Raw genomic sequence first — 24596 nt, forward strand, 5'->3', positions numbered from 1 at the left:
ACTCGGTGTTGTTCTTGCAGCCCTTCAGGTGCTTCGGGATGTGCACGAGCCCGCGATACGTCGCTCGGCCTTGGCCGACGGAGATCGACTTCGAAACCACGTTCGACGTCGTCTCGTCGGCGGCGTGGATCATCTTCGCGCCGGTGTCCTGATGCTGTCCGTCGTTGGCGAGCGCGATGGAGATCACTTCGCCGCGGGCGCGTTTGCCCTTCATGATGACGCCGGGGTATTTCATCGTGAGGCGACTGCCGATGTTGCAGTCGATCCACTTGATCTCGGCGTCCTCGTGGGCGAGGCCGCGCTTCGTGACGAGATTGAAGACGTTCGCGGACCAGTTCTGGACCGTGACGTATTGGATCTTTGCGCCCTTGAGCGCGACGAGCTCGACGACGGCGCTGTGCAGCGTGGAGGTCTCGAACTTCGGCGCGGTGCAGCCTTCCATATACATCACCTCGCTGCCCTCGTCGGCGATGATGAGCGTGCGCTCGAACTGGCCGAAATTCTGGGCGTTGATGCGGAAGTAGGCCTGGAGCGGATGCTTCACCTTCACGCCGGGCGGCACATAGATGAACGAGCCGCCGGAAAACACGGCACTGTTGAGCGCGCTGAACTTGTTGTCGGAGGTCGGGATGACCTTGCCGAACCACTTGCGAAAGATCTCCGGGTGCTTGTGCAGGCCTTCGGTCGAGCCGACGAAAATGACGCCCTGCTCGCCGACGGCGGCCTTGATGTTCGAATACGCGGCCTCGGAATCGAACTGCGCCTCGACGCCGGCGAGGAACTTGCGCTCCTGCTCGGGAATGCCGAGCCGCTCGAACGTCTGCTTCATCTCCTCGGGGACGTCGTCCCAGCTGCGGCTCGGGGTCACGCCCTGCGAGAGGTAGTAGCGGATGTTTTCGAAGACGATGTTGTCGAGGTCCTTGCTCGCCCAGTGGGTCGGCATGGGCTTCTCGAGAAACTTGCGGTAGCCGTCCTTGCGGAACTCGCGGACCCAGTCCGGGTCGTTCTTGACGTCGCAAATGTAGTCGATCGTCTGCTCGGTGAGACCCACGCCCGCGTCGTAGGCGTAGTCCATCGGGTAGCTGAAATCGCCGGCGCTCCGGTCGATGTCGATATTCGGCTTTTCGGTCTCTTCGATGGTGGCGGGCATGGCGTTCTCCTTTCGGTTAGGCGGTGGCGAGTTCTCCTTCGGTGACCCAGTCGTAGCCCTTCGCCTCGAGCTCGAGGGCGAGGCTCTTGTCGCCGCTCATGACGATGCGACCGTCGACCATCACGTGGACCTTGTCCGGCACGATGTAGTTAAGCAGGCGCTGGTAGTGGGTGATGACGAGGAAGCCGCGGTCGGGCGAACGCAGGGCGTTCACGCCCTCGGAGACAATCTTCAGAGCGTCGATGTCGAGGCCGGAGTCGGTTTCGTCGAGCACGGCGTATTTCGGCTCGAGCATGGCCATCTGGAGGATCTCACAGCGCTTCTTTTCGCCACCGGAGAAGCCTTCGTTCACCGAACGCGACGTGAAGGAACGGTTGATCTTCAGCGCGTCCATCTTCGCGTAGAGGTTCGCGTAATAGTCGGTCGCCTCGAGTTCCTCGCCCTCGGGCAGGCGGGCCTGCACGGCGGCGCGGATGAAATTCGCAATGGTCACGCCAGGAATTTCCATCGGGTATTGGAATGCGAGGAAGAGGCCGGCGCGGGCGCGTTCATCGGGCTCCTCCATCTCGAAAAGGCTCTGGCCGTCCATGAAAACGTCGCCGCCGGTGACCGTGTAGTCCGGATGGCCGGCCATGATCTTGGCCAGCGTGCTCTTGCCGGAGCCGTTCTTGCCCATGATGGCGTGCACTTCGCCCTTGGGGACTTCGAGGTTGAGGCCCTTGAGAATGGGCTGATCGCCGATGTTGGCAGTGAGATTTTGGATGCTGAGACTCATCTAGTTTTTTTGGACGGAATTGACGGAATTTTGGGAATTTTCGGCGCAATCGGCACAAACGCCGCGGAGGGAAACTTCGTGATGGGTGACGGTGAAGCCGGCGGGCAGGTTCCACTGCTCGCTGCGCTCGGCGGCGAGGTCGATGTCGAACACCTTCGCGCAGGCGTCGCAGACGAAATGCCCGTGCTCGTCGAGATTCGGGCAGAAGCGCGTCGGCTCGCGATCCACATGCACCTGCTTGACGAGGCCGCAGGCGACCAGCGTCTCCAGACTATTGTAAACCGTTGCCAGAGAGATGCTCGGCATACCCTTCTTGGCACGCATGAAGACCTCGGTCGCAGTGGGGTGGTCGCGTTTGTTGACGAGCAGATCGTAGACGTGGCGACGCTGCGGCGTATCGCGCAACGCGCCGCCGCGAATCGTCTCGTCGTAATGATCGTGCCGATGGGCTTTCACACCGGCAAGGTGCCACAGCGTCGAACGCGATCAAGAATTATTCTAAATCGAGAACCATTATCAGTGAGAGTCGAACGGGGCCTCTCTCGCCGGAGTTTTTTTTCTTCACCGGCGCCCAAGCGCTTATCACCTTGTCGGCCGTGAATCCCCCGAGCGCTCGCCTGCCCCGCCTGGTCTGGATCGTGGCCCTGCTCCTTCTTCTGGCCTACCTGATCGCCGACAGCGCCGCGCGATGGACGGATGTCGACCGCACCACGCGCTCCCGGGCCGCGGAAGCTCCCGTCCCCGCGCTCGATCCCTCGTCGCCCACCGGCTACGCCCACGGCCAGCACCGGCTCATCCTGGCCTCGTATTCCGCCGACGGTTACCAATGGCTCATGCAGGCGACGCAAGTCGTGAACGGGCAAACGCTGCGGATTCGCTCCGTCGACTGGGACAACGCGCCGTTCGGCCGCGAGGCCCACTGGTGCAGCGGCCTCGTCTGGTGGGTGGCAGGTCTTGCGTGGCTGGATCACGTTCTCACCGGGCGATCCCTGCCGCTGGCGCTCGAGCACATTGCTCCCGTTTCTCTCGCGCTCCTCCTGGCCCTCGTTCTGATCGTTGTCACTCCCGTCCTCGCCCGACGCTTCGGCGGACTGGTCGCCATTATTTTCGCGGCCGGTCTCGTCTTTTTCCTGCCGCTCTACTCGACATTCTCCGTCGGCTATCTGGATCACCACGGCCCGGTCGCCGTGTGCGCCCTGCTGAGCGTGCTGTTCCTGGCGGGCGGCGGCGCCGGCTGGCTGCGTAATCCCACCAGCCGCGAAGCCCCGCTCGAATCAGGCGCGTCCGCGATGGCGAACTGGCTGCCGGAGCGGCGCCAGGCGGCGCGGTGGTTTGTCGCTTCGGGCTTTCTCGGCGCCGCCGGCCTGTGGATCAGCACCGCCTCCCAGGTTCCGGTTCTGGTGGGCATCGGACTGGGAGTTCTCGGCGGAAACTTTCTCTGGGGAAGACGCATAGGCTCCGACCGCCCCTGGAAATCCGATCCCACCCTGTGGCGGATCTGGGGAATCGCGGGAGCCATCGGCAGCATGGCCTTTTACCTGCTGGAATATTTTCCCAGCCATTGGTCGTGGCGGCTGGAGGTCAATCACCCCCTCTACGCTCTCGCCTGGCTCGGTGCCGGGGACATGCTCTGCCGCCTGCACACGATTCCGATCGACCGGGCCGGTCGCCGCCGGGCCTTGGTATCGGCGCTTCCCGCGGCCGCAGCCGTCGCCGCCCTTCCCCTTGTCGTGATTCTCGCCAAAAATCGCGTCTTCATCCTGTCCGACCCCTTCCTCTGGGCACTCCACGTCGACTACATCGGCGAGTTCCAGCCAATCATCGCCCGGCTGACGCAGCACTCCTGGCAATCACTTCTCGTGTTCATCAGCCACCCGCTGGCCGGCCTGCTCGCCACCGGGCTGCTCCTGCGATCATCGCGGGTTGCCGCGCCCGCCAAGGCCCTGCTCGCTCTCGCCGCCGGACCGGCCGCAATTACCACCCTGATGGCCTTCAAGCAGGAACGCTGGCTCGGCCTCGCCTGCGCGCTGGCCATCCCGGCCCTGGCCCTCGCGGCATTCGTCGTCCAGCAAGGCCCTGCCCGTGGTTGGAGCCGGGTCCGCATCCTCCTCGCCGGCGGCGCCCTCGCTCTCGTGATGGTCATCCATCCGCTCTACTGGCCGCCGACCTTCCTCCAGCCCCGCATCGGCGCCCCGCCCGGGAACGACATCTTTCTCACCGTCCGCAGCCTCTCGGATCGTCTGCGGCAACGAGTGGGAGCCGACCCCGTCGTGATCGCCGGCGGTTTCTCGATCACCTCGCAGATGATCTATTTCGGCGGATTTCGAGGTATTGGCACCGGTTATTGGGAAAATCGCGACGGACTGCACGCGACGGTCGAAATTCTCGGCGCGGACACCGACGCCGAGGCTCTCGCGCTCATCCGAAAACGCGGCGTTACGCATATCGCGGACGTGTCGTGGGACTACTACTCCACCCCCGCCTACCGCCTTCTCCACGGCCTGCGTCGCGACGATCCCGACATTCGGACCGGCTTCCTGGGTCGCCTCGAAAATGGCGATCTGCCGTCGTGGGTGCGCCCGGTCATCGCCGAGATCGGGCAGTTGAACGCCATGATTTACGAAATCGATCTCGACCAGTCTCCGCAAGCCGCGCTCGTGCACGCGGCCCGCTTCTTCAGCGAATACGGTGCCCTCCTTCGTGCCGAGTCCTGCGTCAGAAAAGCCCTGCGGCTCGACGCAACCAATGTTCCCGCTCTCATCACGCAGGCCAATCTCCAGGCAGCGCGCAAGCAAAACGCCGCCCTCGAGGAAACGATGCGCCATCTGGAAACCCTCCTGCCAGCCAGTCCGCCTCTCGATTCCGAGGACGAACTGGAACTTGCCCGCGCCTGGCTCGCGATCGGCCGGGAACCGGAGGCCCGAGCGGCCCTTGCCAAAGCCGCCCGTTCGCTGGACACCCGCAGGCTGCGTCGCCTCAGCCCAAGCCAGCTCCTCTTCCTCGTCGAACGCTCGCGGGCATGGGACCTCCCTTCGTCGCCCGGAGTGCCTGCCGGTTTTGCCCGCAGTCTTCTTCCGAAAGTGATGCGCCCGAATTAGGCCCTCGCGTCAGGTCTGCGGCTTCCCGTCGAGGTGGCGGATGACCGTCGTGAGATATACCGGCTCGGGGTGAACCTTCCGGTATTTGGTGATTTCGCGGCGCTCCACGACCTGAAAGCCGTAGCGCTCGAAAAGTTTGGCTCCGCGGCGGCTCTCGAAGGTCACCATCTGCCCGAAAACGGCCTTCTCTCCGGCCGCATTCAAATAATCGAGATACTTGTTTAACAGAACCCGCGTTCCCGCGACGCTCTGGGCCTCCGGCAGGAGATTCACGTGAAAATGTGCCGTCCGCCGGGGCGCCGCAGGCACTTCGCGCCAGGAATTGCGCAGAATCCAGGTGATGAATTCGCGCGTGGCCGGCGAATACCGGCGATAGCGAACCGCCGCACGGCCAAAGAGGCTGAAGTTCAGGAAGAAGTCGTAGAATTGCTGCCGCAGCGGCCGACGGGAACCCAGGAGGTAACCTTTCACCACCCCATCATGCTCGATCACGAAGGACGATTCCGGCTCCCAGTCCGTGTAATAGGACGTGAGGTAATCGGCGAACAATTCGCGGTCCTCGAAAACGGGATCGATGGCCTGTCCGAGATAGCCGGTTTCGCAGCACAGGCGACGCACGTCATCGCGATCGCGGGGCTCGTAACTGCGAACGGAAATACGATCAGAGAGGGACACTACTCTATGGGTTGTATTCCGCGATCACGGTCCGGTAAATCGAAAACAGGCGCTCAAAAATCGTCGTCCATGCGTAACGGTCGCGCACCGTGCGACTTGCGGACGCCCCGGCCGCGCGGAGGTCCGTGCGCGTCGCGGCATCGATCGCCGCCGCCAGGGCCTCCGGCGTATTTTCCGCCGCCCAGTGCGACTGGTTCGTGAAGATGATGCGGTCCATGTAACTGCCGCGAATGCCCACCACGGGCAGGCCGCACGCCTGGGCCTCGAGCGTGACGAGCCCGAACGTCTCGAGGATGCCCGGATGCACGAAAATGTCTGCCGACCGGTAGATCCGGGCCAGCTCGCGCGCCTCGCCACAATACGGCATCCAGCTCACGGCGCCGGTGTAGGCGCGGGCGTGCTCGAGCTCGGACCGCCGCGTGCCGTCGCCCACCGCCAGCAGGTGGAAGCGCCCCGGCTGCCGGGCATTCAGCACCTCGAACCCCTTGAAAAGCGTCTGCACGTTCTTCTCGGGCGCGAGCCGACCGACGTAGAGCAGCAGCGTGCGGTCGGCGGGGATGTCGAGTTCGCGCCGCAATGCGCCGGGATCGGACTCTTCCGGCGTGAAGACGTCGATGTCCACGCCGAGATCGGTATTCGCGATGTTTTCGACGCCCCAGTCCGTGAGCAATGCCGCCAGCGCGGGACTGGGCACGAGCGTGCGCTCGAACTTGTTGTAGAGGGCGCGAATGTAGCGTCGCGAAATTTCCTGCGCGATCTCGGTGGGGATGCGGCCGAGGAATTTCGAGACGGAGCGGATCGACGCCTCGGGAAAGTGCGAGTGGTAGAAGCCGACGGTCGGGATGCCGAGCGCGCGGCCGGAGGCGACCGCCTTCCATGCGACCTGATACGGATCGCCGGACTCGATGAGGTGCGGCTTCTCGCGCTCGAGGATCTCCTCGACGAGATGCAGCTTCAGCAGCGCGCGGTAACGCGAGGTCTTCGAGACGAGCGGCGACTCGATCGTATAAACGCGGGCCTTCGCGTCGCCGAGACGCTCGGTCTTCGCGCCCGGCACGATGAGAATGTGCTCATCGTCCGGGCAATGCGCCCGCACATACGCGACCTTCTGCTCGAGGTAGCGCCGCACCCCGCCGCTGACCGGCGAATAGAACTGGGTGAGGTCGCAGTATTTCAAACTACTCCTGCGCGGCGAGCCAGCGTTCGGCGTCGATCGCAGCGGCACAGCCCTGGCCGGCGGCGGTGATCGCCTGTCGATAGACGTGATCGGCGACGTCGCCGGCGGCAAAAACGCCTGGCACATTCGTGAACGTCCCGCCGGATTGCTTCAAATAACCGGCTTCGTCCGTGTCGATCTTGCCGCGGAACGGCGCGGTATTCGGCTCGTGACCGATCGCAACGAACACGCACTTGAGCGCGAGTTCAGACTCCTCGCCGGTGACGAGATTCTTGAGCGTAACGGCGCGGACTTCGCCCTCGTCGTCGGTGAGGTATTCGGTCACGGCACTGTTCCAGATCGGCGCGATCTTCGGGTTATCCAGCGCGCGGTCGGCCATGATCTTCGAGGCGCGCAAGCTGTCGCGGCGATGGATGAGATAGACCTTGCTCGCAAAGCGCGTGAGGAAGGTCGCCTCCTCGCAGGCGGAATCACCGCCACCGATCACCGCCACCGGCACGTTGCGATAGAACGCACCGTCGCAGGTCGCGCAGGACGTGAGGCCGTGACCAATGAGTTCCTTCTCGCGATCGATGCCGAGATAACGCGGCGAAGCGCCGCTCGCCACGATGAGCGAACGCGTCTCGAGCCATGCGCCGTCGACCTTGATGCGATTCACGCCATCCGCGTGCTCGAAGTCCTCGACCGTGCCGTAGCGAAAGCGCGCGCCAAACTTCTCGGCCTGTGCGTGCATGCGCATGATGAGTTCCGGTCCGTCCACGCCATCGGGAAATCCGGGAAAATTTTCGACCGCGGTCGTGGTGGTGAGCTGACCGCCGGGCTGGCGTCCCTCGAGCACAAGGGGCAAAAGATTCGCGCGTGCCGTATAGATGGCCGCGGTGAGGCCGGCGCATCCCGTGCCGACAATGATCACGTTTTCCATAGAGCCGGTGAGTTAAGCACGAAGCCCGCGCGCCGGACAAAGAAAACTCCTGTCATTCCCCTCGCAACAGAACGACCTGCGTGCCACAGACGACCGCCGGCGCGGGCAGCGGCCCCAGGACCCGCTCCCACCGCGGCATCTCGGAGCGTTCGACCACGAAGGCCATCGGGCGGCCAGACGCCCACAGAGCCGACAATCCGGATTCGCCGAGATACCGCTCCCGCCCGAGGCCGAATTTGCGGGTGAAGAAATCCTCCGCCGGATCCTGCCCGAGCAGCACCACCGGTTGCTCCGTATAAAACAGCAGACTGCTCGCGGTATCGATGCCGCCCTCGAAGACAACGGGGGCCTCCGCCGGCAGCCGCGTGCGCAGGACGCGGGACGCCCCCGCCAGCGAGAAATACGGAGCCACCACCGCATAGCCGAGCACCGCCGCGAGGCAGAAAATGCCCGCCGCGGTGCCGATCGCCGCGAACGTCTGCCGCGGCCGGAACCACCCCCAGCCCAGCGCCGCCAGCGCGAGGCCGAAACAGATCATCCCCAGCCGCGCCAGCCCTCGCCACACCTCGGGGCCGAATCCCGCCACCGTCGTCCACGCCGTCGCCCGGGCGGCCACGCTCGCGGACTCCCCGTCCATCGGCAGCGGCGAAAGCGCCAGCCACGTGCAGGCCAGCAAGCCCAGTCCGCACAGGCCCCCGAAGACCGCCAGCGGAGGCCGAAGCGAACTCCGCTCCAGCACGGCGGCGGCAAACAGCGCGAAGGCCGGCCACATTGTCATGGCGTAATAATCCTGCCGCTCGCCCACGAAAAGCAGCGGGAGAAAAACCACCCCTGCCCAGGCCGCCACGATCGCCGCTTCGTCGCGGCTCATTTCCACCCTGCGGCGCACCGCCAGCGCACCAATCACCACCAGCGACCACGGGAAGAACCACGCCCCGTGTAGCAGGATGAATTGCCAGCGCGGCACGTTTTCATAGCGTGTGGCAGGCGCGGCGCTTCCCGCGAGGTGGCCGGCCTGCTCGGCGGAAATCCAGTTTGCGATCCATCCCGGGAAACGCGATTCGATGTAGAAATACCAGGGGAGGTTGATCGCGAGAAAAGCGAGGATTCCCGGCACGCTCGACAACCGCCACAGCCGGCGCCGCCATTCGGGAACGATCCCGCCCGCGACGAGCAGCGTCGCCAGCGGATACGCGAGCCCGTGCGCCCCTTTGACGAAGCATGCCAGCGCCGCACAAATCCAGAAAGCCGCGGCCCACCGGCGCCCACGATCCGCCGCGAACATCCGCACGCCGCAATAGATCGCCCATGCGATGAACGCGCCGAAGACCGGCTCCGGCATCACGATGCGGCCGAGGGTCGCCGTTCCCAGGCAGGTCAGCAGGATCACGCCGGCAAGAAATCCCCGACGCGGGCCGCCGAAGAACGCGCCGAGCGCATAGACCGCCATCACGCCGGCCGTGATCCCCAGCGCACCGGGCAGCCGCGCGGAAAACTCGTTCACGCCAAACGCGTGAAACGACGTCGCCATCATCCAGTAAAGCAACGGCGGCTTCACGAGGCGCGGCACGCCATTGTTCTCGGGGATCAGCCAGCTGCCGCCCTGCACCATGCGCTTCGCCGCGCCCGCGTATTGGCCGTCGGTTTCATTGTAGAGCGAGCCCACGCCCGCCGGAAGGATCTGCAGCAACCCGCACAGGGCGAGCAACAGCAGCACGGCGCGCGGGGTCGTCACGCGAGGGCGAAACTCTCCGGAAAGCCGGCGGGCAGACGGATCGGGCGGCCCTGCGGCATCTGGACCAATGCCAGCGCCTGCCGGCAGGTTACGAGCAGAGCGCCGTCCCGAGGCCGCACGACCTCGAATTCGCACCAGAAGCGCGCCGCCGACCATTCTTTGACCCGGCCATCGACACGCACCGTATCCCCGAGCACCGCGGGGCGTTTGTAGTCGATCTCGGTGCGGGTCACGACCGGGTGAATCTGCGTGCGCGCAATCTCCTCGAAACTCATGCCGAGCTGGATCGCAAGCAATGTGCGCGCCGTTTCAATGAACCGAAGATAGACGATGTTATGCACCACGCCCGCGGCGTCGGTGTCGAAATACATGACGGAAATCTCGGTGGAAACTTCGGTGCGGGGCATGGAAGGCGATTTACCACAGAGACCGCGGAGAGCACGGAGAAACACAATTTTTCGCATTTCCTCCGTGCCCTCCGCGAAGTCCGTGGTCTTAAATCCCCGCATGTCGAACAAGGCCCCACTCCTCTTTGAACCCCTGCCGATGGAACGCGTCTGGGGCGGGCGCCGCCTCGAGAGCGTGCTCGGAAAAAGCCTGCCAACCGGCGTCCCGATCGGGGAATCGTGGGAAGTCGTCGATCGAGAGGATGCCCAGAGCGTCGTGCACGGCGGAGAGTTCAAGGGGGCCACGCTCCACGAGTTGTGGACCAACCATCGCGTCGAGATTTTCGGAGAAGCCTACCGCGACCACCCCGCACCGCGCTTTCCCATTCTCATCAAGCTGCTGGACGCACGCGAACGCCTTTCGGTGCAGGTTCACCCTCCCGCCAGAATCGCGCCGGCGTTGCAGGGCGAGCCGAAGACGGAGATGTGGTATTTCCTCGATTGCCTTCCCGGTGCCTCGATCTACGCCGGCCTCAAACATGGCGTGACGCGGAGTTCCTTCGAGACCGCCATGGAACGCGGCGAAGTCGAACAGACGCTGCATCAGGTGCCCGTGCAATCCGGCGAAAGCATCTTCATTCCCAGCGGCCGCGTGCACGCGATCGGCGACGGTTGTCTCATCGTGGAGGTCCAGCAGAACAGCGACACGACCTACCGCGTCTTCGACTGGAATCGCACCGGCCTGGACGGCGTCCCGCGCGCACTGCACATCCCTGAATCGATGAACTCCATCGATTTCGAGGATTTCGAACCAGCGGTCGATCCCGCGCGGCCCACGGGAGACAGCATTGTCGCCGGCTGCGAACACTTTCTGGTCGAACGCTGGAACCTCACCGAGCCTCGCCTCGCCTCCACCAATGAAACATTTGCCATCTTCGCCGTGATTTCTGGCCGGGTGAGCTTCGCGGGCGGGATCTTCGAAACGGGAACGTTCTTCCTGACTCCCGCATCCGCGCATGGAGAGCGCCTGCATCCCGTTGGCACGGAAGCCGCTGTCCTCCGGTCAACCCTCCCGATTCCTCACCCCGCCTGAACCCGAAAAGATTCACGCCGGAAGTTCTTGACCTGCTACCGGCAAAATGAAATTCCAACCCCAGCTTGTTATGAAACTCCCAGTTCTCTGCACCTTCGCCCTCCTCGCCGCTGCGGCCGCCTCCCATGCCGGATCTTTCGGCGGCCCGCCCCCCTTCACCGACATGTCCCCGCTCCAGAGCGGCATCGACGGCAGCTATCAGGCCACCGCCCGCGGCGAAAACCTCACCGGCGTCATCCGCTTCGCCTACCAGAACGGCGTGCAGAGCCCGAATTCCACGGCAAACGTCTACTCCTTCTTTGTCGACGGCAATGTCGTCACCGGCGGCGTGACCGCATCCATCACGGGCAAGGACCTCGCCGGCGTTCTCGGCGGTCAGGACTTCACCGTTCCGCAGAGCGATCGAGGCACTACGGAGCTGCCACTGGTCTTTATCGTCCGCGGCAACCGCGCCAATGGCCAGTTCTCCGGTCAGATGGATCTCGAAGATAAGATGTCGGCGTTCCGCGGCAAGGGCAACATTACTCCGGCCCCTGCCGAAACCAACACGGTCGTCCTGATTCAAACCAACAGTAACGACAACAGCCTTGTCATTGTTGATAACGGTTCCTCTTTGAACACGGAAGATGTGACCGTAACGCCTTTTATCATTCCCGGCAGCGCCATCACGCCGACGGACTTCACCTTCGAAGGCGTGCGCACCAGTGTTTTCGCACAAGGTTCCGGCACCGCTTCCAGCGCCATCTCGACGAACAACTAAGTTTCGTCCCCGGGTGTTGTAACCATCGAGCGATTGCGTTTCGACTCTCCATTGTTGATCCAGGCTTGGAACCCCGTCCGTCTCAAACGGACGGGGTTTACGCTTCTCGAGCTGGTCGCGGTCGTCGCGATCGTGCTCATTCTCATCACCCTGCTCAGCGCGGTCATTTCCCGTCTGCCGGGAGTGGGTGACCGCGTGCGCTGCACCGCAAACCTCCGCGGACTCGCCGTCGCCTTCAATAATTACATCGAGGACAACGGCTACTGGCCCAGGCAGCCAAACTTCAGCCACACCCAGCAAAAGGAATACGAGGACTGGTGGCTGAAGGAGATGAAGCCCTACGACGTTTCCGAGAAGACCTGGCAATGCCCGGCCATTGTCCGTCTCGGCAAGATCCAGGCCAACGGCACCTCACCGCGGGTTCAGTATTCCCCGACCATGTTCGATTCGAAACCAGGAACCGCCCGCAAGTGGCCGAACATGCCCTGGCTCATCGAGATCGCCAATGTCCATGGGCACGGACCGCTCATGATTCTTCCGGACGGCTCCGTCCACGACTACGATCTCTACGTCGCGAAATACCTGAAGTAACCCGAGCTGGCGTTACCGCCACTCGTGCTTCGGGTATCGCCGGGAGAGCTCCTGCCTGAGCTTCGGATAGGCTTCGACCCAGAAATTTGCGAGATCCGTGGTCACCTGCACGGGACGCATGTTTGGAGCCAGGATTTGGATGGTGAGCGGCACCCGGCCGCCGGCAATTTTCAGCGAGGATTGCAGGCCGTAAAGATCCTGAATGCGGGCCGCAATGAAGGGGTCTGCCTCCGCCGCATAGAGAACCTTCGCCCGCCGCCCGCCCGGCAGGTCGATCCTCTCCGGCGCAAATTTCTCCACCTGCTGCTGCTGCGCGGGGGTCAGCCATGCCCGCACGGTCTCGCGAACGGGCCGATCCTTGATGTCGCGGTAACTCGTCGCGTTTCCGCAGACCTCGTGAATGAGCAGTTCTCGCTCGGTTTCTCCGATTGGCGGCAGAGCAAGGTCCGGCATCCAGGCTGCGAGCCGATTCACCCGGCAGATCCATTGCTCGACGGCGTCGTCCCATTGCCGGAGGACGAGATTGCCCTCGATGACTTCCCTCGCGAGACAGGCGCCGGACTCCTCCGACGGCTCGGCATCGCGATCCCGCGACTCCAGCACAAGGTCGCGAAAGACCTTCTCGATCCGAACCACCACGCGATTCTGCGTCGAGTCGAAACACACCTCGCGACGCTCGGTGAAATCGCGCGGAAACATCTCCCGAAGCCACGCTTCGTCGATCTCCGTGGCAAGACTCAGCATCACCTGCGCCTCGCCGCCACGCTTTTCGATGTCATTGATCTCGGCAGCGACGAGTAATCGGCTGCCCTGCGCCACGCTTTCCCGAGCGAGCAAGCCACGCCGCCCATGCACGATATCGCAGAGCAGCGTGCCCATGCTCCGGCGGCGCGCGACCTGATCGGCAAACCCCGCCAGCACGCAGCGGGCGATCGTCGCGTCCTCGGCCGGACGCTCGCTCACATCGAGCCGTTCCCCTTTCGCAATCCCGAGAAATTGCTCGAACAGTTTCCCGACCTGGCGCGCCGCATCCGCGTGAACGGCAAGTCGGCGACAGGCATCGACCCGATAACCCTGCCGCTCCGCCCACGCCCACGCGCGCATGAAAATCTGAAAATCGGACACCCCTTCGCCAAAGGTCTCCTCACGCTGCTCTTCGATGCGCTTGTCCGCGCGCAGCAATATGCCGCGCGACTGCGTGATCGCGGCGATCAGCGCCGCGGCCCGCACGCACCCGAGTTCCTGCGCCGCAAGAAACATCCGGGCGTAACGCGGATGCACCGGGAACGAGAGCATCCGGCGCCCAATCTCGGTAATCCCGGCCTCCTCGACGGCCCCAAGATCTCGCAACAACGACTCCGCCCGCTCGAGCCCGCGGGCGTCGGGCGCTTCCAGCCACCGAAACGTGCGAAGATCCGCCACCCCGGCGGCCTTGAGCGTGAGCACGGTCTCCGTGAGGTCGAGACGCCTGATCTCCGGCAACTCGGCAGCCGGGCGCTGCTCGTGATCGCGCCGCGTCCACAGGCGCAGGCAACGGCCGGGAGCCGTGCGCCCGGCGCGGCCAGCGCGTTGATCCGCCGAGGCGTGGCTGATCTTCTCGATGTAGAGCGTGTTGATTCCGCGGTGCGGATCGAACCGCGCGACGCGGGCAACGCCGGCATCGATCACAAGCGTCACGTCCTGAATCGTGAGCGACGTCTCTGCGACATTCGTTGAGACGATGATGCGCCGCGTCCCGCCCGCGGCGACGGCCGCATCCTGCGCGTCGGGCGGAAGTTCCCCATGCAGCGGCAGCACCGGCACGCCGGCACCCAGCCGAAACTGGATCGCCTGGATGGTGCGCTGGATCTCGTAGGCGCCCGGCATGAAGACGAGCGCATTGCCCGGGGTGGACGGAAAGGCCCGCGCGACCGCCTCGGCGGCCCGCTCCCAGATGGGCTCCTCGCGCGGCTCACGGTCGAGAAACTCGATCTCCACGGGGAACGTGCGGCCCTCGGATTCCAGCAGCTCGCACGGCGCGAGATATTCCGAGAGAGCGCCGCCCTGCAACGTCGCCGACATCACGAGGAGCCTGAGATCGGGCCGGCTCGCATCCTGCAAATCGAGAGCCCGCGCCAGCGAGAGATCGCCGAAGAGATGGCGCTCGTGAAACTCGTCGAACACGATCGCCGCAACGCCGCGCAATGCCGGATCTGCCAGCATCCGCCGAAGCAGGATCCCCTCGGTCACGTAAAGAATGCGGGTCTGCCCGCTGGAAACGTTATCGAGGCGAATCTGGTAGCCCACCTCTCCGCCCAGCCGGGCGGCGCGCTCGCTGGCGACGCGCGCCGCGAGCATGCGGGCGGCAAGTCGGCGGGGCTGCAGGACGATGATGAGCCCGTCACCGGCCAGCCCGGAATCGAGCAGCATCTGCGGAACCTGCGTGGATTTTCCGGAGCCCGTCGGCGCCCGGAGCAGGAGCCGATTTCCCCTCCCGAGGGACGCGACAAGCCCGTCCCGGATTTCATAGATGGGCAGCGACATCGTGTTCATGCGAACCGCCCACTTTACAGAAGCCCGGCCGGAGCACAAAGAAAGAGGCAGACCGCCAAATTCCACCCTCCGCACGCTTCGCGCTGGCGTGGCGGGACGCTTTATGTAGTGTGGCGGAAATGGGATCCGGTTTGCGATTTGTCTGGGCGGCCGCCGCGCTATGGAGCGTCGGCTCGCTGGCTTTGGCGGAGGAAACGCCTCTCACTCCGGCGGAAATCAAGTCCGCTGTCGTGCTCGACGAGGTGTCACTGCCCACGCCGGGAGAATTTTTCGCCGCGATCAACAAGCTCGATCGTCCGAACTGGTCGCAGCTCGCCGCGCGCAAACCCGGCCCGCTCGGCACCTCGAACCGCGCGCAGACGGCCCTGAACCTCGGCACGCGCGTCGCGGACGGCTTCATCGCCGTGGAAGCGCAGGACGGCCAGCAGGTCAAGAACGTCGGCAAGGACATCATCGACCTCGCCAAGGGGCTCGGTGTTTCGCAGAGCATTCTCGCCCGCGGCAACAGCATTGGCGATTTCGCGGAGAACAACGACTGGAGCGCCCTCAAGGAAGAACTCGACGCCACCGAGAATGAAGTGAAGCACCAGATGGCCGCGCAAAAGGACGACGAACTCGTCGTTCTCGTCACCACCGGCGCCTGGCTCCGCGGCATTCAGGCCACGAGTTCGGTGGTCGCCGGAAATTACCATCCCGAGTCCGCCCGCCTGCTTCGCCAGCCCGCCATCGTCGAATACCTGATCGGTCGCATCGACACGCTGCCCGAACGCCTGAAGGGCGACGCTCTTGTCGGGCAGGTGCGCAATGGCCTGATCGAAATCAAGGCCGCCGTGGCTCCGTCCACGCCCCCCAGCGCGGACACCGTCAAAACCATCGAGCAAACGACCACCCAGCTCGTCGACGCCATCAGCGGCCCCGCCGCGCCGGCCCCATGAAACGCCTCTCTCTTCCGATTTTCGCCCTTGTCGCGCTCGCCGCGACTGTGACCCTGCGAGCTCAGGACGCCACGCCCACCCCGGCAGCCGATGATCCCTCGGAGGCGGCAACTCGCGCCGCCACTCTCGAACTCGCGGGAGCCTTCTCCAATGACGGCTACAAGATCCGCGACGGCTACTACTTCGGCACGCTCGATCCCGGCAAAAGCACGATCATCGAAGTAAACCTCTTTGCCGGCGACGAATACTGGTTCTGTGCCGCCGCCATCGCCCCGGCCCGGAAGCTCTCCGTGCAGGTCTACGACGAAGAAGGCAAACCCGTCGAGCAGCAGAGCTACGGCGACGGGGTCACCGCCGCGGCCGGCGTCGTCGCCCCGTGGAGCGGGAAATTCCTCGTCAAGACCACGCTCGTCGAGGGTGAGAAGGCACCCTTCACCTTTCTCTACTGCTACAAGTAAGCGTCACTTTTCCCGATGCCCGAAGCTCTCACGACCGAAAAAACCGACGGGCTGGGGGTCCGTCACTTCTCCGTCTTCCTCGACAACAAAGTCGGCGCCCTCCTCGAGGTTGTCCGCATGCTCGGTGATCACAACATCGTGGTCCTCGCCCTCAGCATTCAGGACTCCGCCGAAAGTTCCATCTGCCGGTTCATCGTCAGCGACCCCGACCAGGTGGAGAACCTCTTCGAAGAAAACGCCATCCCGCACAGCGTTTCCGAGATTCTCGTCACCGAACTCAAGGACGGCGCGACCGACCTTCCGAATGTCCTCGCTGCGCTCCTGAAGGCCGAGGTGAACGTCCTCTTCAGCTATCCCCTGCTCATTCGTCCCCGCGGCCGGGCGGTGCTCGCCCTGCACGTGGACGACAACGAGTGCGCGTCCGCCGTGCTTCGCGGTGACGGCTTCCCGGTGCTGAACCAGGCGGACCTTTCCCGCTGACTCCATGCGCCTCGCGCTTTCCGTCTTTTCGTCCCTCCTTGTCGTTGCGCAGCTGGCTTCGGCCGGACTTGTGATCGTTCAGGAGGCCGATCACCTCGGACCCGACGCCGGTCGCACCCGCATGACGTTGAACATTTCCGGCGAACGTGCGCGGATCGACGTCGGCGACCAGCTTTCGAGCATCGTCGATCTCAAATCCGGCACCGTGACCTCCCTCATGCATCCGCAGAAGATCGCGATGCAGTTGCCGAAGGCGGCGCTGGCCGCGATCCGGGAAAAGGCCGCTGAAAAAACCGAGAAGCCGGACCTCGAGCCAACCGGGAAGAAGGAAACGATCAACGGCTATGCCTGCACCGAATACGCCGGCACTCTCCAGGGACTGGCGGTGACCTATTGGGTGACCAATGACGTCCCGGATCAGAAAGCGATTCTCGACCAGATGGCGAAGCTTGCGAGCAGTAGCGACATCTTCAAGGGCGCCCTCGCGAGCGGCGCGGATTTTCCGGGGTTCCCCATTCGCACCACCGTCACCTCTCCCCAGCTCGGCACCTCGACGATGACGGTCATCTCGATCAGGAAGGCCGACCTGCCCGACAGCGAGTTCGAAATTCCCGCCGGCTATCAGACATTGAAATCGCCGCTCCCCGGCGCCGGCGGAAACTAGGCGCTCTCGCCGCCGCAGCCCGTTCGCGCGACCACCCATTCCCTCACCGGTCGGCCTTCCCCGACGTGCTCGCGAAGCACGCGGTCGAGTCGTCCGGGCGTCATCGCGCCATACCAGACACCTTCGGGATAGACGACCAGCCACGGCCCTCCGGTGCAGATGCGCAGGCAGGCGGCCTTGCTTCGCAGGGCGCGCAGCCCCAGCGTTTTCACCGCACCCTTGAGGTGCTGCCACAGGGCCTCCCCCTCCCCGGGGTCACAGCAATCGGGCCCGATGCACAGAAAAAGATGCCGTTCCGCCGCGGTGATCTCCCGAAAAGAGATCTTCGATTGGACCGGAAAGACGTCACTCATCACCGGTATCCTGAATCCTTTCGCCCCTCCCCGGCAACTTCGCTTCCCAGCGATAACTTGCGTAGGGCGCGAATTGCGTCGTAACGTCCCGCCGTGAGACGCGTCCTCCCCATCTTTGCTGCCCTGCTCTGCGCCCTCGGCGCAGCGCGCGCCCAGGAGCAGGAGCAGGGGATGCTCGATCGCATCGACGCAAACTGGAAACAGGGCATTCAGGCAATGAATGCCGACGCGACGGGCAAGAAAAAGGGTAAGGACAAGACGGCAGGCGCCCTCGTCAGTCCGCTCACGAGTAAGAAATTCGAGTCCAGCGAGATGGCGACGAAGAGCTTCTCCGCCAGCTCGTTCAGCGGCGTGAAAGGCGCGCCGATCAAATCTTACGAGACGCGCTCGTTCTTCGGCCTCAGGAATCCGTGGTTCGGCCGCAAGGTCTTCGACACCACGGCGGACACGATGGCAGGCCGATCCGCGCGGGAATCCCGCGAGCAGTTCAAGACCGATGCCTTTGCCGTGAAGGAATTCGAGAAAGCCAGTAAAGGAGACGCCCAGGATGCCTCCGCCACGCTCGCCACCGCCGATCAGCCCCGGCCCTACCTCGTGCCCGGCAAGACCCAGCAGGGCCTCGACAAATTTACGCAAAATCTGAAGAAGGACCTCACGATCGACGACGTTCGCGACCTTCTGAACAAAGGCACGGACAAGTAAGTCCGCTCCCCCCGTTTTCATGGACATCCTCAACGACCTCATCCGCAACTGCGCCCAGGTGCTCAGCCCGGAGGACCTTCGCAAGAAACTCGCCGAAAATCGCCCATTGCGCGTCAAACTCGGCGTCGACCCCACCGCCCCGGACATTCACCTCGGGCACACCGTGGGCCTCACGAAGCTTCGCCAGTTCCAGGAGCTCGGCCACCAGGCCATCCTCATCATCGGCGATTTTACCGCGATGATCGGAGACCCGAGCGGCCGCTCGGCAACCCGGCCGCAGCTCACGCACGACGAGGTCATGGCCAACGCGAAGACCTACCAGCAGCAGGCCTTCAAGATTCTCGATCCCGCCCGCACCCGCGTCGTGTTCAACGGCGAATGGTTCGAGATGATGACCTTCGAGGAGGTGATCCGCCTGAACAGCCGCGTGACGCTCCAGCAGATGCTCCAGCGCGAAGACTTCCGCGAGCGCATGAATGCGGGCCACCCCGTGCGCGCCCACGAGGTCCAATACCCGATCATGCAGGGATGGGATTCCGTGATGATCGAGGCCGACGTCGAACTCGGCGGCACCGACCAGCTTTTCAACATCATGGTCGGCCGCGATCTCCAGCGCGAGGAGGGCCAGCCGCAGCAGGTCGCCATGATGCTGCCGATCCTCGAGGGGCTCGACGGCGTCCAGAAGATGAGCAAGAGCCTCGGCAACTCCATTGGAGTGAGCGAGCCTCCCGTCCAGATGTTCGGCAAGCTCATGAGCATCCCGGACGCGCTCATGCCGAAGTATTACGAACTTCTGCTCGCGGAGACGCTTCCCGCCGACACGCATCCCATGGTCGCCAAGAAGGAGCTCGGTCGCCGCATCGTCGCCCGTTTCCACAGCGAGGCCGACGCGCAGCATGCGCTCGACGACTTCAACACCCGCTTCAGCCAGAAGGATCTCGGCAGCGCCGATCTCCCGGCCTTCCAGCTCCCGCCGGAGAGCGACATCATTTCGATCGTCGTCACCGCTTTCACTTCGCTCGGCGCCCAGCGTTCCCGCAGCGATGCTCGTCGCCTCGTCGAGCAGGGCAGTGTGCAATGGAACGGGGAAAAGATCACCGATCCGAAGGCCACCCTTCCCGCGGACTCCACGGGCATTCTCCGGCTCGACAAGACGCGCGCCGTGCGGGTCGGCTGACTCCCCCCGACTCAGCGAACCAGGGAAGCGCGAACGGGTTTCTCCGCCGCGATGTCCCGCCCGGTAAGGGCGCCTTCGGCCTTTTCGTGCCGATTCTGGAGCACCTGGGCCGGCGTTCTGGAGCGCCCGAGTTTCGAGGGGACGGAAAGCACCCCGTCGTTGCGAGCGATCAATCGGTAGCAGGCGCGTAGCGGCACGTAAGCTTCGCCCGCCGATCCCGGCACCGTCGCCAGGAGGTTCCGATTCGGCCGACTCTCCCGCACCGCCCCGGCCTCCATCCGCACGATCTCCGTATCGCCAAACACCTCGGGAAGGAAATCGAGTCGGTTCGACCCGAAAACGAGCATCTCGCCCGCGCATGGCGTCCACCGCACGCACATCCGGTCGCCATCGGCTCCCTCCATCGAGACGATGCGCGGCGTTGGAGGCTTCGCGACGGCAAAGGCCTCCGGCTCGCTCCAGTCACTCCACACGCCCGCACGTCGAACCTTCGCCCGCACGTAATGCGGGCCGGCCGAGAGGAAGGTTTCGTCAATGGGGGTGAGCTGAAACGTTGGCGAAAATTCCGCAGTGCGATCCAGATTCGGCGCCACGAGCGAGAAGTTCTTCTCGCCGGAGATCTGCCACCACACGCGATCGGGTTTCGCCTCGTGGTCGCGGATTCGCAGCGTCACGGGATCGATCCCGGGGGCCGGCGTGGGTCGAAAATCGCCGCCCTCGTAGTCCAGAGTGAGGCGGAGTTTTCCTCCGGACTTCGACTCGATCACGTTGTCGCCGGCCTGCGGCAGCGGGAATTGCGCCCGCGCGGCCTGGCAGAGGATCGCCGACTTTCCGGCTTTCGCTTCGTAAACCGGTTCGCCGTTTTTCCCGGTCAGCACGGGATAAGGCAGGCTCAATGTCTCGCCGTCCGCCCGGCGCGGAACGAAGTCGACCACGCAGGTCGCCGCACGCAGGGCCGCATTCGCCCGCAGCGCGTCACTCGCGGCCAGCGCGCGCTCGGGAACGCGATCGAGATCGATGATGACCTTTTCGCCGGGCAACAAAGTCCAGTCGCGCGACGGCAGCGTCTTCTTCAGGCGAAAAACCTTGGGGGCGCGGGCCTCCTCGACGAACTCGAATCGGGACGTATTCTGCCACGCCGCGTCAGCCTGCCAGCGCGACTGGCGGCCGAAGACCTGCGTGCGGAGGGCCAGCAGCGGATCGGCGAGAATCTCCTCCTCGCCGACCGGCGTCCGATTGTCCCAGCCGAGATACAGGAGGTTCTGATCGCCATCGAGGAGCATCCACGGGGAATCGCCGAGGCGATGCTCGGCCACGGAGTGCCCGTTGAGCCGCGCGAAGCGGGCCTCGCCGCCGCGGGTGACCGTGATCGCGGCGAGCGCGCGGGCGTCGTCTCCACAGTAGGCCGCGCCGAAGGCCGTGAGCAGCATCGCGGGGTCGCGCCCGGCCTCGAGGTCGCTCGTCGCATGAATAACGCGATCCCGCCACGCGGCGAAAAGCTCCGGCAGGCCGCGAATCCCCTCGAGACCGAGCTGCGCGACGGAATCCTTCACCGGCAGCAACGGCCGGCCATTCACGCGAATGTCGGGATTCCGCACCGGCGCGGAGCCGGTATTTTCGACCGTGATCCGGCGCACGACGCGCGGCGAGGCGGCATCCGGCGCGAAGTAGCCGGGAGGCTCCGCGAGATGGGCATCGTCGACGGCCACCGGAAGGTTCAGATGGGCCTTGCCGCCTTCGGACAAATCGACCTGGACCGTCGCGGCGCAGGCGGCCACCCATGGCAGCGCGAAAAGCCAGGCAACCCTCCGCATGGGCAATCAGCGGGCGCGCTGGTCGTAGAAACTGATCGCCGTCACCAGATCGACGGCGCGCTGAAGAACGGTGTCCCACAGCGCATCGCGGCCGTTGGAGCGCACCACCGCGGGATCGATCTCGGGATTGGTGTTCGCAACGAGCGCGGCTTCGTTGAGGTGCGGGCGCTCCATCTCGAAGACAAACGAGCTCACGCCCTTCTCCTTGCTGAGCGCGAAGATTTTTCCCTGCGTCGCGGGCGAAAGCGCGGCCGCGATATCGGGTTTCACGCCGTCGGGAAAAATCGGCCCGGAATCCGGCAAAACGATCTGCGCGACCGCCACGCGAAGGATTTTTCCCTCGCCGAGCGACACATCCGAGAACTCCACGGCCTCGCCGCGGGTGGTCGTGCCGACGATCATGGCATTTGCATTCTTCCGCAGCGTAGCGGCGAGCGCCTCGGCGGCGCCGGCGTTGTCCTTGTCGGTAAGCACGACAAGGATCCCGCTGAAGTCGGGATCGCGGTCGGAGGTGAGGATTCGCTCCTGCTTGGCGCTCGGCTTCTGGATGGAAAAGAGCAGTTTGCCCTTTGCGCAGAAGCGCTTCGCGACATCGGCGGCCACCTCGTAATCGCTGGAGGCCGGAGCGCCGCGCAAGTCGAGCACGACGGCATCGAGTCCCTTGGCCTTGAAGTTGGCGAGCGCGGCATCCATCTGGGCGAGGGCCTCGCGACCCAGCGAACCCAGCCGCAGGTAGCCGATGCGATCGTCGAGAATCTCGGCGAGAAAGGCCGGGGCGGCGCCGGGCTTGACCGCGGTTTCCGTCGTGATGGAAAGGCCCGGCGACAGCCGATCGATCAGTCCCTCGAGCGTGGCGCGGCGCAGTTCGCGATCGGTGGTGCGACCCGCGTCGAGAAAGTTCGTGCGAAGACTCTGAATCGCCTGATCGAGCTGCGAGTCGCTGAGCGCGTTGATGATCTCGCCGGTGGAAAGCGGCTCCGGAGTCGGCTCGGGAACGGGGGTGGCCGTCGGGCTCGCCGATGGAGCGGGCGGGGCGGAAGGGGACGGCGTTTGCGCAATGGCCAGCGCGGGCAGCAGAAGAGCGGCGAGAGCGGGAAGGAGCGGCTTCACAGGACGGCGCCAATGTCGTTGCGCCGATGCAGATTCGCAAAATGAATCTCATCCGCGGCGGCGTAGGCGGCGGTGCGGGCGGCGGCGAGCGATTCGCCGAGAGCCGTGACTCCGAGAACGCGCCCGCCATTGGTCACAAGTCCGTCGGGCGACTCCGTGGTGCCCGCGTGGAAGACGGCGACGTCGGGCCGGGCCTCGGCGCGATCGATTCCGGTAATGATTTCGCCCTTTCGGTAGGCGCCGGGATAGCCGCCGGAAGCAAGAACGACACACACGGCCGCCCGCGGGTCCCACGCGATCTCCTGCTCGGCGAGGGTGCGATCGATGCAGGCCTCCAGAAGATCGACGAGATCGCTCTGGAGACGCCGGACGAGGACCTGCGTCTCGGGATCACCCCAGCGGCAATTGAACTCGAGAACCTTCGGGCCCCCGGCCGTGAGCATGAGCCCCGGGAAAAGCATGCCGCGGAAATCGAGGCCGTCGGCCTGCGCACCCGCCACGAAGCGATCGAGAATCTCCGCCCGGATGCAGGCCTCGAGCTCGGCGTCGATGGAACCCGTCGGCGAGATCGTGCCCATGCCGCCAGTATTTGGGCCTTCGCCGCCGTCGTAGGCCTGCTTGTGGTCGCGGCAATCGGGAAAGAGCGCGTAGCTCCCGCCGTCGATGAGCGCGTGCAGCGAGCATTCGATGCCTTCGAGAAATTCCTCGATCACCACGCGGCGGCCGGCGTCGCCGAAGGCGCCCTCGTCCATCGAATGGTGGATGGCTTCGTCGGCCTCGTCGAACGAGCGGGCGATCACGACGCCCTTGCCCAGCGCGAGACCGTCGGCCTTGACGACGAGCGGGTATCTGGCGGCACGGCAATATTCGCGGGCGGCGGCACTGTCGTCGAATTCCTCGTAGGCGGCCGTCGGAATGCCATGCCGGCGCATGAAATCCTTCGCAAAGGCCTTCGAGGATTCCAGCCGCGCCGCGGAGGCGGTGGGGCCAAAGGCCCGCAGGCCGGCGGCTTGAAAGGCATCGACAATGCCTCCCGCCAGCGAGTCATCCGGGCCGATGATCGCGAGGTCGATGTGATGCCGGAGAGCGTAGATGACGAGTCCCTCGTTGTCGGTGACGGAGATCGGCACGTTCACCGCAAAGCGCGCGGTGCCGGCATTCCCCGGGGCGCAATGGACTCCCCTGACCCGCGGCGACTGGGCGAGCTTCCAGGCCAGCGCGTGCTCACGACCTCCGGAGCCGACGACGAGGATATTCATCAGGGTGCGCGGAAAAGGAGAACGGTCGGAACGGCAGGCAGGGCGTCGCGCGAGAGCAGCGCGGCGGAGCCGTTGAGGCGATAAACGGAGGTATATCCGCCGGCGAAACGATTCATTGCCGAGACGGTGCCCATCGGAACGATCACCTGCGGACGAAGCGCCTCGATGATCTGCTGGCGCTGCGGACCGGTGAGGTCCGTGCCGCTCACGGGCAGGAAAAGCACATCCACCCGGCCGATGCGCGAGAGATCGGCCGGCGGCGGAACGGTCTCCAACTGGCCGAGGAAGCAGAATTTCAGGCCGTCCATCGTCCAGCGGTAGGTGACGTTCATGCCGCTGACGTCCTGAACGTCGGGGTTCTTGAAGACGGGCACGCCAAGGATCCGGATGCCGCCCACGGTGTTCGTCCCGGCGCCGACGCTGCCGCGCAGGATGTGCGGGGTATTGTCGACGAGATCGACATTGTTCGCCTCGGGATTCTCGCTCGAGATCAGCACGATCTCCGGGGTGAGGTTTTTCGGCTCGGGGAAGTCGGTGCTGCCAGGCGTGAAGGGATTCGTGAGCATGGCGACCCCGAGAGCGCTGCGAACCCGGAAGCACTGATCGCCATACCAATCCACGCGCACGATGCGCTGCGGTTGTCCGGTGGGTTTCTGAATGGATCCGCCACCGCAACCGGCGAGGAGCAGAGCCAGAACGGCGACAAGGGAGAGGCGGGCAGTCATCAAGGTCGTTCCGTGTTACGTGATG

At 64.7% G+C, this 24596-nt stretch carries 24 protein-coding genes; 10 read left to right on the top strand and 14 right to left on the bottom strand.

Annotated elements, in window-relative coordinates; genetic code table 11:
• The 3 genes from sufB to VIM61_05640 all read right to left on the bottom strand — a co-directional run.
• On the bottom strand, positions 1 to 1150 hold a 1150-nt coding region (gene sufB / locus VIM61_05630; GenBank protein ID HEY8899872.1), incomplete at its 3' end, for a Fe-S cluster assembly protein SufB.
• A 16-nt stretch (positions 1151 to 1166) separates the two neighbouring features.
• Positions 1167 to 1925 (bottom strand): Fe-S cluster assembly ATPase SufC, encoded by a 759-nt coding sequence (sufC, locus tag VIM61_05635; protein HEY8899873.1) that lies wholly within the window; start codon positions 1923 to 1925, stop codon positions 1167 to 1169.
• Entirely contained in the window at positions 1926 to 2381 is a 456-nt protein-coding gene (locus VIM61_05640; GenBank protein HEY8899874.1) for a transcriptional repressor, read from the bottom strand.
• 140 nt (positions 2382 to 2521) lie between these two features.
• On the opposite strand from VIM61_05640, the gene VIM61_05645 reads away from it, so the two are divergent.
• Positions 2522 to 5023: a hypothetical protein gene (locus tag VIM61_05645; protein ID HEY8899875.1), complete on the top strand. Its 2502-nt coding sequence runs from the start codon at positions 2522 to 2524 to the stop codon at positions 5021 to 5023.
• A gap of 9 nt (positions 5024 to 5032) precedes the next feature.
• Here VIM61_05645 and VIM61_05650 read toward each other — a convergent pair whose 3' ends face one another.
• Genes VIM61_05650 through VIM61_05670 form a run of 5 tightly spaced genes read right to left on the bottom strand, consistent with a single transcriptional unit; the run spans position 5033 to position 9939 of the window.
• On the bottom strand, positions 5033 to 5698 hold the full coding sequence (locus VIM61_05650; protein HEY8899876.1) for a hypothetical protein: 666 nt from the start codon (positions 5696 to 5698) through the stop codon (positions 5033 to 5035).
• Positions 5699 to 5702: 4 nt separating this feature from the next.
• Positions 5703 to 6875 carry a glycosyltransferase gene (locus VIM61_05655; GenBank protein ID HEY8899877.1) on the bottom strand — a complete coding sequence of 391 codons (1173 nt, stop codon included), beginning with the start codon at positions 6873 to 6875 and terminating at the stop codon, positions 5703 to 5705.
• 1 nt (position 6876) lies between these two features.
• A complete protein-coding gene (trxB, locus tag VIM61_05660; protein HEY8899878.1) occupies positions 6877 to 7797 on the bottom strand; it encodes a thioredoxin-disulfide reductase in 921 nt (306 codons plus the stop codon).
• 52 nt (positions 7798 to 7849) lie between these two features.
• Complete coding sequence (locus VIM61_05665) at positions 7850 to 9532, bottom strand: glycosyltransferase family 39 protein (protein HEY8899879.1); 1683 nt, start codon at positions 9530 to 9532, stop codon at positions 7850 to 7852.
• Entirely contained in the window at positions 9529 to 9939 is a 411-nt protein-coding gene (locus tag VIM61_05670) for a thioesterase family protein (GenBank protein ID HEY8899880.1), read from the bottom strand. Before VIM61_05670 ends, VIM61_05665 begins: the two co-directional genes overlap by 4 nt.
• 100 nt (positions 9940 to 10039) lie before the next feature.
• Between VIM61_05670 and VIM61_05675 the strand changes: the two genes are divergently transcribed.
• The 3 genes from VIM61_05675 (at position 10040) to VIM61_05685 (ending at position 12362) form a co-directional block, all read left to right on the top strand.
• A complete protein-coding gene (locus VIM61_05675) occupies positions 10040 to 11011 on the top strand; it encodes a type I phosphomannose isomerase catalytic subunit (protein ID HEY8899881.1) in 972 nt (323 codons plus the stop codon).
• A 70-nt stretch (positions 11012 to 11081) separates the two neighbouring features.
• A complete protein-coding gene (locus VIM61_05680) occupies positions 11082 to 11771 on the top strand; it encodes a hypothetical protein (protein HEY8899882.1) in 690 nt (229 codons plus the stop codon).
• Positions 11772 to 11825: 54 nt separating this feature from the next.
• Complete coding sequence (locus VIM61_05685; GenBank protein HEY8899883.1) at positions 11826 to 12362, top strand: type II secretion system protein; 537 nt, start codon at positions 11826 to 11828, stop codon at positions 12360 to 12362.
• A gap of 12 nt (positions 12363 to 12374) precedes the next feature.
• Here VIM61_05685 and hrpB read toward each other — a convergent pair whose 3' ends face one another.
• Positions 12375 to 14894, bottom strand: a complete 2520-nt coding sequence (gene hrpB, locus VIM61_05690) for an ATP-dependent helicase HrpB (GenBank protein ID HEY8899884.1) — start codon at positions 14892 to 14894, stop codon at positions 12375 to 12377.
• A gap of 119 nt (positions 14895 to 15013) precedes the next feature.
• Here hrpB and VIM61_05695 point away from each other — a divergent pair, with 119 nt between their 5' ends.
• The 4 genes from VIM61_05695 to VIM61_05710 are packed head-to-tail and all read left to right on the top strand — an operon-like array spanning position 15014 to position 17431.
• The gene (locus VIM61_05695; GenBank protein HEY8899885.1) at positions 15014 to 15829 is read left to right on the top strand and encodes a hypothetical protein; all 816 of its coding nucleotides are present in this window, start codon (positions 15014 to 15016) and stop codon (positions 15827 to 15829) included.
• Positions 15826 to 16287, top strand: coding sequence for a hypothetical protein (locus VIM61_05700; protein HEY8899886.1), 462 nt, complete (start codon positions 15826 to 15828; stop codon positions 16285 to 16287). The genes VIM61_05695 and VIM61_05700 overlap by 4 nt, the downstream gene beginning before the upstream one ends.
• Before the next feature lie 15 nt (positions 16288 to 16302).
• Positions 16303 to 16767, top strand: a complete 465-nt coding sequence (locus VIM61_05705) for a hypothetical protein (protein ID HEY8899887.1) — start codon at positions 16303 to 16305, stop codon at positions 16765 to 16767.
• A gap of 4 nt (positions 16768 to 16771) precedes the next feature.
• A complete protein-coding gene (locus tag VIM61_05710; GenBank protein ID HEY8899888.1) occupies positions 16772 to 17431 on the top strand; it encodes a DUF4412 domain-containing protein in 660 nt (219 codons plus the stop codon).
• Here VIM61_05710 and VIM61_05715 read toward each other — a convergent pair.
• On the bottom strand, positions 17428 to 17784 hold the full coding sequence (locus VIM61_05715) for a hypothetical protein (protein HEY8899889.1): 357 nt from the start codon (positions 17782 to 17784) through the stop codon (positions 17428 to 17430). The genes VIM61_05710 and VIM61_05715 overlap by 4 nt on opposite strands.
• A 93-nt stretch (positions 17785 to 17877) precedes the next feature.
• Between VIM61_05715 and VIM61_05720 the strand changes: the two genes are divergently transcribed.
• Together VIM61_05720 and tyrS are read left to right on the top strand one after the other, a co-directional pair.
• On the top strand, positions 17878 to 18486 hold the full coding sequence (locus VIM61_05720) for a hypothetical protein (GenBank protein ID HEY8899890.1): 609 nt from the start codon (positions 17878 to 17880) through the stop codon (positions 18484 to 18486).
• A gap of 19 nt (positions 18487 to 18505) precedes the next feature.
• Complete coding sequence (gene tyrS, locus VIM61_05725) at positions 18506 to 19663, top strand: tyrosine--tRNA ligase (GenBank protein ID HEY8899891.1); 1158 nt, start codon at positions 18506 to 18508, stop codon at positions 19661 to 19663.
• A gap of 11 nt (positions 19664 to 19674) precedes the next feature.
• On the opposite strand, the gene VIM61_05730 is transcribed toward tyrS, so the two are convergent.
• From VIM61_05730 to VIM61_05745, 4 genes are read right to left on the bottom strand one after another with little or no spacing between them, the layout of a single operon-like run.
• Entirely contained in the window at positions 19675 to 21477 is a 1803-nt protein-coding gene (locus tag VIM61_05730) for a hypothetical protein (protein HEY8899892.1), read from the bottom strand.
• 6 nt (positions 21478 to 21483) lie between these two features.
• On the bottom strand, positions 21484 to 22587 hold the full coding sequence (locus VIM61_05735) for a S41 family peptidase (GenBank protein ID HEY8899893.1): 1104 nt from the start codon (positions 22585 to 22587) through the stop codon (positions 21484 to 21486).
• Positions 22584 to 23846, bottom strand: a complete 1263-nt coding sequence (purD, locus tag VIM61_05740; protein HEY8899894.1) for a phosphoribosylamine--glycine ligase — start codon at positions 23844 to 23846, stop codon at positions 22584 to 22586. Before purD ends, VIM61_05735 begins: the two co-directional genes overlap by 4 nt.
• Positions 23846 to 24571, bottom strand: a complete 726-nt coding sequence (locus tag VIM61_05745; protein HEY8899895.1) for an MBL fold metallo-hydrolase — start codon at positions 24569 to 24571, stop codon at positions 23846 to 23848. Before VIM61_05745 ends, purD begins: the two co-directional genes overlap by 1 nt.
• Positions 24572 to 24596: the final 25 nt, after the last annotated feature.

This window comes from Chthoniobacterales bacterium, from assembly GCA_036569045.1.
GTDB lineage: Bacteria > Verrucomicrobiota > Verrucomicrobiia > Chthoniobacterales > JAATET01 > JAATET01.

Coding starts and splice junctions, on each gene's coding strand:
- sufC (HEY8899873.1), bottom strand. CDS start 1,925: ATGAGTCTCAGCATCCAAAATCTCACTGCCAACATCGGCGATCAGCCC.
- trxB (HEY8899878.1), bottom strand. CDS start 7,797: ATGGAAAACGTGATCATTGTCGGCACGGGATGCGCCGGCCTCACCGCG.
- VIM61_05670 (HEY8899880.1), bottom strand. CDS start 9,939: ATGCCCCGCACCGAAGTTTCCACCGAGATTTCCGTCATGTATTTCGAC.
- VIM61_05675 (HEY8899881.1), top strand. CDS start 10,040: ATGTCGAACAAGGCCCCACTCCTCTTTGAACCCCTGCCGATGGAACGC.
- VIM61_05680 (HEY8899882.1), top strand. CDS start 11,082: ATGAAACTCCCAGTTCTCTGCACCTTCGCCCTCCTCGCCGCTGCGGCC.
- hrpB (HEY8899884.1), bottom strand. CDS start 14,894: ATGAACACGATGTCGCTGCCCATCTATGAAATCCGGGACGGGCTTGTC.
- VIM61_05695 (HEY8899885.1), top strand. CDS start 15,014: ATGGGATCCGGTTTGCGATTTGTCTGGGCGGCCGCCGCGCTATGGAGC.
- VIM61_05700 (HEY8899886.1), top strand. CDS start 15,826: ATGAAACGCCTCTCTCTTCCGATTTTCGCCCTTGTCGCGCTCGCCGCG.
- VIM61_05705 (HEY8899887.1), top strand. CDS start 16,303: ATGCCCGAAGCTCTCACGACCGAAAAAACCGACGGGCTGGGGGTCCGT.
- VIM61_05710 (HEY8899888.1), top strand. CDS start 16,772: ATGCGCCTCGCGCTTTCCGTCTTTTCGTCCCTCCTTGTCGTTGCGCAG.
- VIM61_05715 (HEY8899889.1), bottom strand. CDS start 17,784: ATGAGTGACGTCTTTCCGGTCCAATCGAAGATCTCTTTTCGGGAGATC.
- tyrS (HEY8899891.1), top strand. CDS start 18,506: ATGGACATCCTCAACGACCTCATCCGCAACTGCGCCCAGGTGCTCAGC.
- VIM61_05730 (HEY8899892.1), bottom strand. CDS start 21,477: ATGCGGAGGGTTGCCTGGCTTTTCGCGCTGCCATGGGTGGCCGCCTGC.
- purD (HEY8899894.1), bottom strand. CDS start 23,846: ATGAATATCCTCGTCGTCGGCTCCGGAGGTCGTGAGCACGCGCTGGCC.
- VIM61_05745 (HEY8899895.1), bottom strand. CDS start 24,571: ATGACTGCCCGCCTCTCCCTTGTCGCCGTTCTGGCTCTGCTCCTCGCC.